The 8,499-nt window shown below is 61.3% G+C and carries 7 protein-coding genes and 2 pseudogenes; 4 read left to right on the top strand and 5 right to left on the bottom strand.

Annotated elements, in window-relative coordinates:
- A pseudogene (locus QZ522_RS15530) lies at positions 1 to 300 on the top strand (diguanylate cyclase); the annotation flags it as partial.
- A gap of 12 nt (positions 301 to 312) precedes the next feature.
- On the opposite strand, the gene QZ522_RS15525 reads toward QZ522_RS15530, so the two are convergent.
- Positions 313 to 912: a lytic transglycosylase domain-containing protein gene (locus QZ522_RS15525; protein WP_294613580.1), complete on the bottom strand. Its 600-nt coding sequence runs from the start codon at positions 910 to 912 to the stop codon at positions 313 to 315.
- Positions 913 to 1,100: 188 nt separating this feature from the next.
- Between QZ522_RS15525 and QZ522_RS15520 the strand changes: the two genes are divergently transcribed.
- The 3 genes from QZ522_RS15520 (at position 1,101) to typA (ending at position 4,555) form a co-directional block, all read left to right on the top strand.
- Positions 1,101 to 1,613 carry a single-stranded DNA-binding protein gene (locus QZ522_RS15520; protein WP_294613577.1) on the top strand — a complete coding sequence of 171 codons (513 nt, stop codon included), beginning with the start codon at positions 1,101 to 1,103 and terminating at the stop codon, positions 1,611 to 1,613.
- A gap of 101 nt (positions 1,614 to 1,714) precedes the next feature.
- The gene (locus tag QZ522_RS15515; protein WP_294613574.1) at positions 1,715 to 2,650 is read left to right on the top strand and encodes a GNAT family N-acetyltransferase; all 936 of its coding nucleotides are present in this window, start codon (positions 1,715 to 1,717) and stop codon (positions 2,648 to 2,650) included.
- An 84-nt stretch (positions 2,651 to 2,734) separates the two neighbouring features.
- Complete coding sequence (gene typA / locus QZ522_RS15510; RefSeq protein WP_294613571.1) at positions 2,735 to 4,555, top strand: translational GTPase TypA; 1,821 nt, start codon at positions 2,735 to 2,737, stop codon at positions 4,553 to 4,555.
- A gap of 130 nt (positions 4,556 to 4,685) precedes the next feature.
- Here the strand turns inward: typA and QZ522_RS15505 are convergent, their stop codons facing one another.
- From QZ522_RS15505 to QZ522_RS15490, 4 genes and pseudogenes are all read right to left on the bottom strand, one after another.
- The gene (locus tag QZ522_RS15505) at positions 4,686 to 4,973 is read right to left on the bottom strand and encodes a DUF1330 domain-containing protein (RefSeq protein ID WP_294613568.1); all 288 of its coding nucleotides are present in this window, start codon (positions 4,971 to 4,973) and stop codon (positions 4,686 to 4,688) included.
- A gap of 18 nt (positions 4,974 to 4,991) precedes the next feature.
- A complete protein-coding gene (locus tag QZ522_RS15500; RefSeq protein ID WP_294613565.1) occupies positions 4,992 to 5,276 on the bottom strand; it encodes a DUF1330 domain-containing protein in 285 nt (94 codons plus the stop codon).
- A gap of 10 nt (positions 5,277 to 5,286) precedes the next feature.
- A complete protein-coding gene (alaS, locus tag QZ522_RS15495) occupies positions 5,287 to 7,950 on the bottom strand; it encodes an alanine--tRNA ligase (protein WP_294613562.1) in 2,664 nt (887 codons plus the stop codon).
- Positions 7,951 to 8,078: 128 nt separating this feature from the next.
- Positions 8,079 to 8,499 (bottom strand): annotated as a pseudogene (locus QZ522_RS15490) (DNA recombination/repair protein RecA); the annotation flags it as partial.

The raw sequence follows: 8,499 nt of genomic DNA, 5'->3' as shown, positions 1-8,499 counted from the left end.
AACCACCGCCCGCTTGATGTTCAGGTGATGTCCCTTGCCTATCGCTCGGGCGCAGCCTGGAACGAGACCGGCTTTGCCAATGCCGAATTCGACGCCCTTCTGGATCGCGCCAACACCCTGGCCGATGCAGACGCACGCCGCGCGGTCATGGCCCGGCTGGAAACCATCCTGCGCGAAGAGGGCGTGATCATTCAGCCCTATTGGCGGGCGCTTTTCAATCACCACAACGGGCGTCTGGTGAATGCGCAAAAGCACCCGGCCAACGAAATCCATCTCTACAAGATCGGTTTTGCCGCCTGAGCAGGTCCTGCCTTAGCTGCCCCAGATCACGCGCACGTAATTGCGGGTTTCCTTATACGGGGGCACGCCGCCGTATTTCTTGACCGCCCCCGGCCCCGCATTATAGGCCGCAAGCGCCAGGCGCCATGATCCGAAGGTCTTGTATTGCGTGGCAAGATAGCGCGCGCCGCCCTCAAGGTTCTGACGCGGGTCATGCGGGTTCACCCCGAGCTTGCGCGCTGTCTGAGGCATAAGCTGGGCCAATCCGATTGCGCCCTTGTGCGAGCGCGCTTTTGCCTTCCAGCCGGATTCCTGTTGCACCAGCCGCAGAAACAGATCCACAGGCACACCGTGGCGCCGGGCCGCCTGTTTGGCCATGTCAATATAAGGCCCGCGATAGGCGCCGTTGAAATGCGGCACCGCCGTATCGCCCCACATGGTGGGTGTGTTCACGCGCTGTGGCTGAAGTCGGACAGAGCTGTTGTATTGCTGACGCGCCCGGTTGTCCAAAACGTTGGTCTGCGATTTGAAAAGCGTTCCGCGGCTCTTGCTCGACAGCACCTCTGCCCCGGCAATGCCCGGCAAAGCCAGCCCAACGGCCAGAAGTCCGCTCGCGATAACTCGGATCGCCATTATGCCCCCAGTTCAGCAACTCGCCGGATTATAAGGAGTTCAGCCCGAATATCGAGCCTCCTTTTCCAATTTCTGTCCCGATCGGCCGATTTCAGCGAATTTGAGGGTGATTTTTACCTTTCCTTCACGCCCATCCGGTGGTGTAACCAGCAGAACGCCAAACCGCAGCATGATTCAAGGAGGGCACGATGGCCGGCTCTGTAAACAAGGTAATTCTCATCGGCAATCTGGGTCGCGACCCCGAGGTCCGCACGTTTCAGAACGGCGGCAAGGTCTGCAACCTGCGCATCGCGACCTCTGAAACCTGGAAAGACCGCAACACCGGCGAACGCCGCGAGCGCACCGAATGGCATTCGGTCGCGATCTTTTCCGAAGGCCTTGTGCGGGTGGCGGAACAATATCTGCGCAAAGGCTCCAAGGTTTATATCGAGGGCAAGCTTCAGACCCGCAAATGGCAGGACCAGTCCGGCCAGGACAAATACAGCACCGAGATCGTGCTTCAGGGCTTTGATGCCACTCTGGTGATGCTGGATGGCCGCGGCGAAGGCGGCGGCAGTGGTGGCGGCGGTTACGGCGGCGGTCAGGACAGCGGCGGCTATGGTGGCGATTACGGCGGTGATTATGGCGGCGCCAGCAGTGGCGGCGGCGGATCGGCCCCAAGCCGCCCCTCGCGCGACATGGATGACGAAATCCCGTTCTGAACCGACAGGTTTTTCATTGAAAAGGCCACGGCCTACGGGGCTGTGGCCTTTTTCCGGCCGCTTTAACCCAGGCTTAGCAGGTTCTGCGTTTACCCTTGGGGATGAAGATAAATCTCAGCGATCACGGCGTCCCCCCGCCTGCGCCTGCCGCCCTGCAACAAACACCGCAATATGCCCGCGCACTTGCGGCCATGGGCACGCGCGTCATGGTGGTGGCCGGGCATTCGGATGCCGGGATGCTGGCGCAGGCCCTCATCGTGCGGCGCCGCATCGGCCCCCTGACGCTCAATTGGCTTCCGCTCGGACCGATCTGGAAACCGGGGCTTGCGGCGCAGCACCGCGACGCCTTCCTGTCCAATCTGACCCGGATTCTAAGCGGCGGGGCTGTCTGGCTTGGAAATGCCGAAACCGAGGTCGCCGCAGGTGATTTTACCGCACATGGGTTCCACAGCATGATCACGCCGACTCCCGTGGCCCGGCTTGATCTGTCGCCACCCGCCACCACGCGGATGGCCGCGCAGCATGGCAAATGGCGCAACCGCTTGCGTCATGCCCAAAGCGCGGACCTTGTTGTCAGACAGCGTGAATTCGATCCGACCCGCGATGCCGATTTCCTCGCCCGCGAGACCGCGCAACGCCGCAAGCGCCGCTATCGCGCCCTGCCAGTTGGCTTTACCCTGAAATACGCCGCGCAAAATCCCGGCTCCGCCCGGCTCTGGAGCGCGCATAAGAACGGCGCGCTGGCGGCGCAGATGCTGATCCTGCACCACGGCGTTACCGCAACCTATCATATCGGCTGGACCAATGAGATCGGGCGAAAGACCTCGGCGCATAATCTTCTGCTCTGGCAGGCGCAGGCCTGGCTCGCGGAGCGCGGGGTTACCCGGCTTGACCTTGGCCTGATCGACACCGACCACACGCCCGGCCTTGCCCGGTTCAAACTGGGCAGTGGGGCCGCTCTTTGCACGCCCGGACCAACCATGATACGTTTCGCCCCACCCGCCCTGTTTCAAAAGCGTCACAGGCCAGCAGCATGAAGGCGCCCATAAAGCGCTTTGCCTCTGGTCTTTCCGCGCTGCGGCGTATAGGGCGCAGGCGAACAATATCAGGACACCGCCCTTATGGACATGCGCAATATCGCAATCATCGCCCACGTTGACCACGGCAAAACCACGCTGGTCGACGAATTGCTGAAACAATCCGGGGCTTTCCGGGCCAATCAGGCCGTCGACGAACGCGCCATGGACAGCAACGACCTGGAGCGTGAACGCGGCATTACAATTTTTGCCAAACCCACCAGCGTGGTTTGGAAAAACACCCGGATCAACATCGTCGACACCCCCGGCCACGCCGATTTCGGTGGCGAGGTGGAGCGAATCCTGAGCATGGTTGACGGCGTTGTCCTACTGGTCGATGCCGCCGAAGGCCCGATGCCGCAAACCAAATTCGTGACCTCCAAGGCGCTGCGCCTCGGGCTGCGTCCGATTGTCGTGCTCAACAAGGTCGACAAGACCGACGCCGAGCCCGACCGCGCGCTGAACGAATGTTTCGACCTTTTCGCCAGCCTCGACGCCAACGACGATCAGCTGGATTTCCCGCATATGTATGCCTCGGGCCGCTCCGGCTGGGCCGATCACGAGCTGAACGGACCGCGCAAGGATCTGACCGCTCTGTTCGAACTGATCGTGAACCACGTCCCTGCCCCCAAGCAGATCGCCCATCAGAACGAAGATTTCCGCATGCTGGCCACCACCCTTGGGGCGGACCCCTTTGTTGGTCGCCTGCTGACCGGGCGTGTCGAATCGGGGCGCCTCAAGGTCGGCGCAACCGTGCAGGCCCTGAGCCGTATCGGCCAGAAGATCGAACAGTTCCGCGTCACCCGCATTCAGGCCTTCCGCGGCCTCGCAAGCCAGGACATCGACGAAGCACTTGCCGGCGACATCGTAAGCCTTGCCGGCATGTCCAAGGCCACCGTGGCCGATACGATCTGTGCCCTCGCGGTAGAAGAACCGCTCGAAGCCCAGCCGATAGATCCGCCCACCATCACCGTGACCTTCGGCATCAACGACAGCCCCCTTGCCGGTCGTGACGGCAAAAAGGTGCAAAGCCGCGTGATCCGCGAACGCCTCATGAAAGAGGCTGAATCGAACGTGGCGATCCGCGTCACCGACACCCCCGGCGGCGAGGCCTTCGAGGTTGCAGGTCGCGGCGAGCTTCAGATGGGCGTCCTGATCGAAAACATGCGCCGCGAAGGTTTCGAACTTAGTATTTCGCGCCCGCAGGTTCTTTTGCGAACCGGCGAAAACGGCGAACGCCTTGAGCCGCTCGAAGAGGTCACGATCGACGTCGACGACGAATATTCCGGCGCCGTCATTGAAAAACTGACCGGCCCCCGCAAAGGCGAACTGACCGAGATGAAACCCGCCGGTGCGGGCAAAACCCGGATCATCGCGCTTGTGCCGTCACGTGGCCTGATCGGCTATCATGGTGAATTCCTGACCGACACCCGCGGCACCGGCGTTCTGAACCGCGTTTTCCATAGCTGGACCCCGCATCGCGGCGCAATCCCCGGTCGTCGCTCGGGTGTGCTTATCTCGATGGAAACCGGCGATTCGGTGGCCTATGCCCTATGGAACCTGGAAGAGCGCGGCAAGATGTTCATCGGCGCACAGACCAAACTTTATACCGGTATGATCATCGGCGAGCATAGCCGCGAGAACGATCTCGAAGTGAATCCGCTCAAGGGCAAAAAGCTGACCAACGTGCGGGCCTCCGGCACCGACGAGGCCGTGCGCCTGACCACGCCTGTGACCATGACCCTTGAACAGGCGATCGCCTATATCGACGATGACGAACTGGTCGAGGTGACCCCCAACGCCATTCGTCTGCGCAAGCGCTTCCTAGACCCGATCGAGCGCAAGCGTAATTCGAAAAAGGCCTGAGACCTCTTAGAGCATGTCGCGTGACATACCAAATGGACGCGACATGCCCTGAGGCCCGATCATGAACCGCCCGCAGGCCAAGACGGATCGGCGCTCTGCCCAAGCTGCGACCGATCCCCCTTAAGCGGCGTTACTCGGTGATTTCGACAATCAGCAGCTCGCGCTCGGACGCGCCGCGTGCATGGTTCAGCGCCTCTTGATACTCGGGGCTGTGATAACAGGTCTCGGCCGCCTCGACAGACGGAAACCGCGCCACGACATTGCGCGGCCGCTCTTTTCCCTCAAGCTGCACAAACCGCCCGCCGCGCGCGATGAAAGCGCCGCCATGTTTGGCAATCGCAGGCCCGGCCAGCTTGGCGTATTTGCCATAGGCCTCATCGTCGGTCACGGTCACATGGGCAATCCAAAGGGCTGGCATATCGGGGTCTCCTGAAAGTTAAACGCCGTCGACGACGACAATGTCGCGCTCGCTGCTGCTGATCGCAATGGGAAGAATCTGGCGATAGGCATCGGAATTATACCAGTTCAGGGCGGTCTCGCGATCAGGGAACTCGATGATCACATGCCGGTCGGGGCTATTGCCCTCCAACTGGGTCTGAGGGCCGCCCTTAGCCAGAAACCTGCCGCCGAATTTCTCGGCCAGGGCAACCGTCTGGCTGGCATAGCTTTGGTAATCCTCGGCGTCGGTCACATTGATCCGTGCAATAATATAGGCGCTCATCCGTTCCTCCTCAGGCCGAAAAGGCCCCCTCTGCCGCCTTGATCGCGGCCTCGGACTGACGGATGTCGCTACCACCGCCCTGGGCCATATCCGGGCGACCGCCGCCGCCCTTGCCGCCCAGTTCGGCCACTGCGGCACGCACGAGATCCACAGCCGACACGCGGCCCGTCAGGTCATCGGTCACCCCTGCGGCCACGGCCACCTTGCCACCGGTATCGGCCATCAGCAAGACCGCCCCCGAACCAAGGCGCGCCTTGTGCTCGTCGATCAGCGGCGGCAGATCCTTGCCCTGCACGCCCGAAAGAACCTGCGCGATGAATTGCACGCCGTTGACGTCGCGCACCTCGGGCCCGTTCCCCTGACCGGCCCCCCCGGCCATCGCCAGCTCGCGGCGCAATTGCGCCACCTCGTTACCAAGCGCGCGGCGCTCGTCCATGAGAGCCTTGACGCGATCCACAACCTCGTCGGGACGCGCCTTGAGGTCTTGCGCCACGCTGGCCAGACGCGCGGCTTGCCCGCTGAGATAGTCAAACGCCGCCGCCCCGGTCAGCGCCTCGATCCGGCGCACGCCGGCACTTGAGGCACTGTCGCCAAGCGCAACGAATACGCCGATGTCACCGGTCTGGCGCACATGGGTGCCGCCGCAAAGCTCGATCGAATAGGTTTGCCCATCGGGCCCGCGACCAGAACCGGCTTCGATCCCCATCGACACGACCCGAACCTCATCGCCGTATTTTTCACCAAACAGCGCCTGTGCGCCAAGGCCGCGCGCATCATCCGGTGTCATGATCCGGGTTTCAACGGGGCTGTTCTGACGGATATAGGCGTTTACGTCGGCCTCGACCTTGCTCAACTCTGCCGCGCTCAGCGGCTTGGCATGGCTGAAATCAAACCGAAGCCGATCTTCAGCGTTCAGCGAACCGCGCTGTGCCACATGATCGCCAAGCGCTTCGCGCAGCGCCTCGTGAAGCAAATGCGTCGCCGAATGGTTGGCGCGGATGGCGCTGCGGCGGGCATGATCGACGATAAGTTGCGCAGCCTGAGCGCGGTTGATCTCGCCCTCGGTCACTTCGGCGAAATGGATGAATACGCCCGCCACCTTTTTGGTGTCGGTTACGCGCGCGGCACCGGTCTCGGTCTTGAGAACGCCCTGATCGCCCACCTGACCACCGGATTCGGCATAAAACGGCGTCTGGTTCAGCACGATTTGCACCGCTTCGCCCGTCTTGGCACCGTCGACCTCGGCGCCCGAGGTCACAAGCGCGGTGATCTGCCCCTCGGCCACCTCGGTGTCATAGCCCAGGAAATCGGTCGTGCCCCTGTCTTCGGCAATGTCAAACCAGATCGCGGCATCGGCAGCCTCGCCAGACCCGGACCAGGCCGCGCGGGCCTTGGCCTTTTGCTCGGCCATGGCGGCGTCAAAACCCTCGATATCAACCGAACGGCCCTTTTCGCGCAGCGCATCCTGCGTCAGATCAAGCGGAAAACCGAAAGTGTCATATAGCTTGAACGCTGTCTCTCCCGGCAGGGCCACACCCTCGGGCAGATCGCCAAGCTCGTCATCCAAAAGCCGGAGCCCCCGGTCAAGCGTCTGTTTAAAGCGGGTTTCTTCGAGCCGCAGTGTCTCTTCGATCATGGATTGCGCGCGACCCAACTCCGGATAGGCCTGACCCATCTGCGCCACAAGCGCGGGAACAAGGCGATGCATCACCGGGTCCTTTGCCCCCAGAAGATGCGCATGCCGCATGGCGCGGCGCATGATCCGGCGCAGGACATACCCACGCCCCTCGTTGCTTGGCATCACGCCGTCGGCCATCAGGAAAGAGGTCGAACGCAGGTGATCGGCGATCACCCGGTGATGCACATTGCCCGGCCCGTCAGGGTCCTGGCTTGTGATATTGGCGCTCGCCTCGATCAGGTTGCGCATCAGGTCGGTGTCGTAATTGTCGTGCTTGCCCTGCAACAGCGCGCCAATCCGTTCAAGGCCCATGCCGGTGTCGATCGACTGCATGTCAAGATCGCGCTGCGTGCCATCCTCGAATCGCTCGTTCTGCATGAAAACGAGGTTCCAGATTTCGATGAAGCGATCGCCATCCTCTTCCGGGCTTCCCGGAGGGCCACCCCAGATATCGGGGCCATGGTCATAAAAGATTTCGGTGCAGGGACCACAAGGTCCGGTGGCCCCCATCGACCAGAAATTATCATCCGTCGCGATGCGGATAATGCGATCATCGCTCAGGCCTGCGTATTTCTTCCAGATCGACGCCGCCTCGTCATCCGTATGATAGACCGTCACCAGAAGCTTCGACTTGTCGATGCCAAAATCCTTGGTCAGCAGATCCCAGGCATAAGGGATCGCCTGTTCCTTGAAGTAATCGCCAAAACTGAAATTACCGAGCATTTCAAAGAATGTGTGATGGCGCGCCGTATAACCGACATTGTCGAGGTCATTGTGCTTACCGCCCGCGCGCACACATTTCTGGCTGGTGGTGGCTCGGGAATAATCGCGATGCTCGACCCCGGTGAAACAGTTCTTGAACTGCACCATCCCGGAATTGGTGAACATCAACGTCGGATCGTTGCGCGGCACAAGCGGCGAGCTGTCAACGATGCGATGGTCGTTGCGCTCGAAAAAGTTCAGAAAAGTCGAACGGATTTCATTCAGCGTGGGCATGGGGGCGTCTCTTTCCGGGCGTTGATGTGGCCTGCGTCCCGATGATTTAGCCGCGCCGCCCTGCCATGTCCACCGCAAGAAAAGGCCCGGCACTATGGCCGGGCCCAAATTTGTCAGGCAAGCCGCGCTTATCCCTCGAGAATATCGCCGTCATCGGCATCCTCAACCTGCCCCGACATATCGAAATCAAGCCCGTGCGAGGCCCGGATCTTATCCTCAATCTCAAGGGCCATCTTGCTGTTTTCGCGCAGGAAAGTCTTGGCATTCTCACGCCCCTGCCCGATGCGTTCATCCCCATAGCTAAACCAGCTGCCGGATTTCTCGACCACACCGGCCTTGACCCCAAGATCCAGAAGTTCGCCCATCTTGCTGATGCCTTCGCCATACATGATGTCGAATTCAACCTGCTTGAACGGAGGGGCAACCTTGTTTTTGACGACCTTGACGCGGGTCGCATTGCCAATGATTTCATCGCGATCCTTGAGTGCGCCGATCCGGCGAATATCAAGTCGCACGGAACTATAGAATTTAAGCGCATTGCCGCCGGTG

Origin of the sequence: uncultured Roseovarius sp., from assembly GCF_913054395.1 — a bacterium.
Lineage (GTDB): Bacteria > Pseudomonadota > Alphaproteobacteria > Rhodobacterales > Rhodobacteraceae > Roseovarius.
This window is presented reverse-complemented; position numbering and strand designations above follow the sequence as displayed.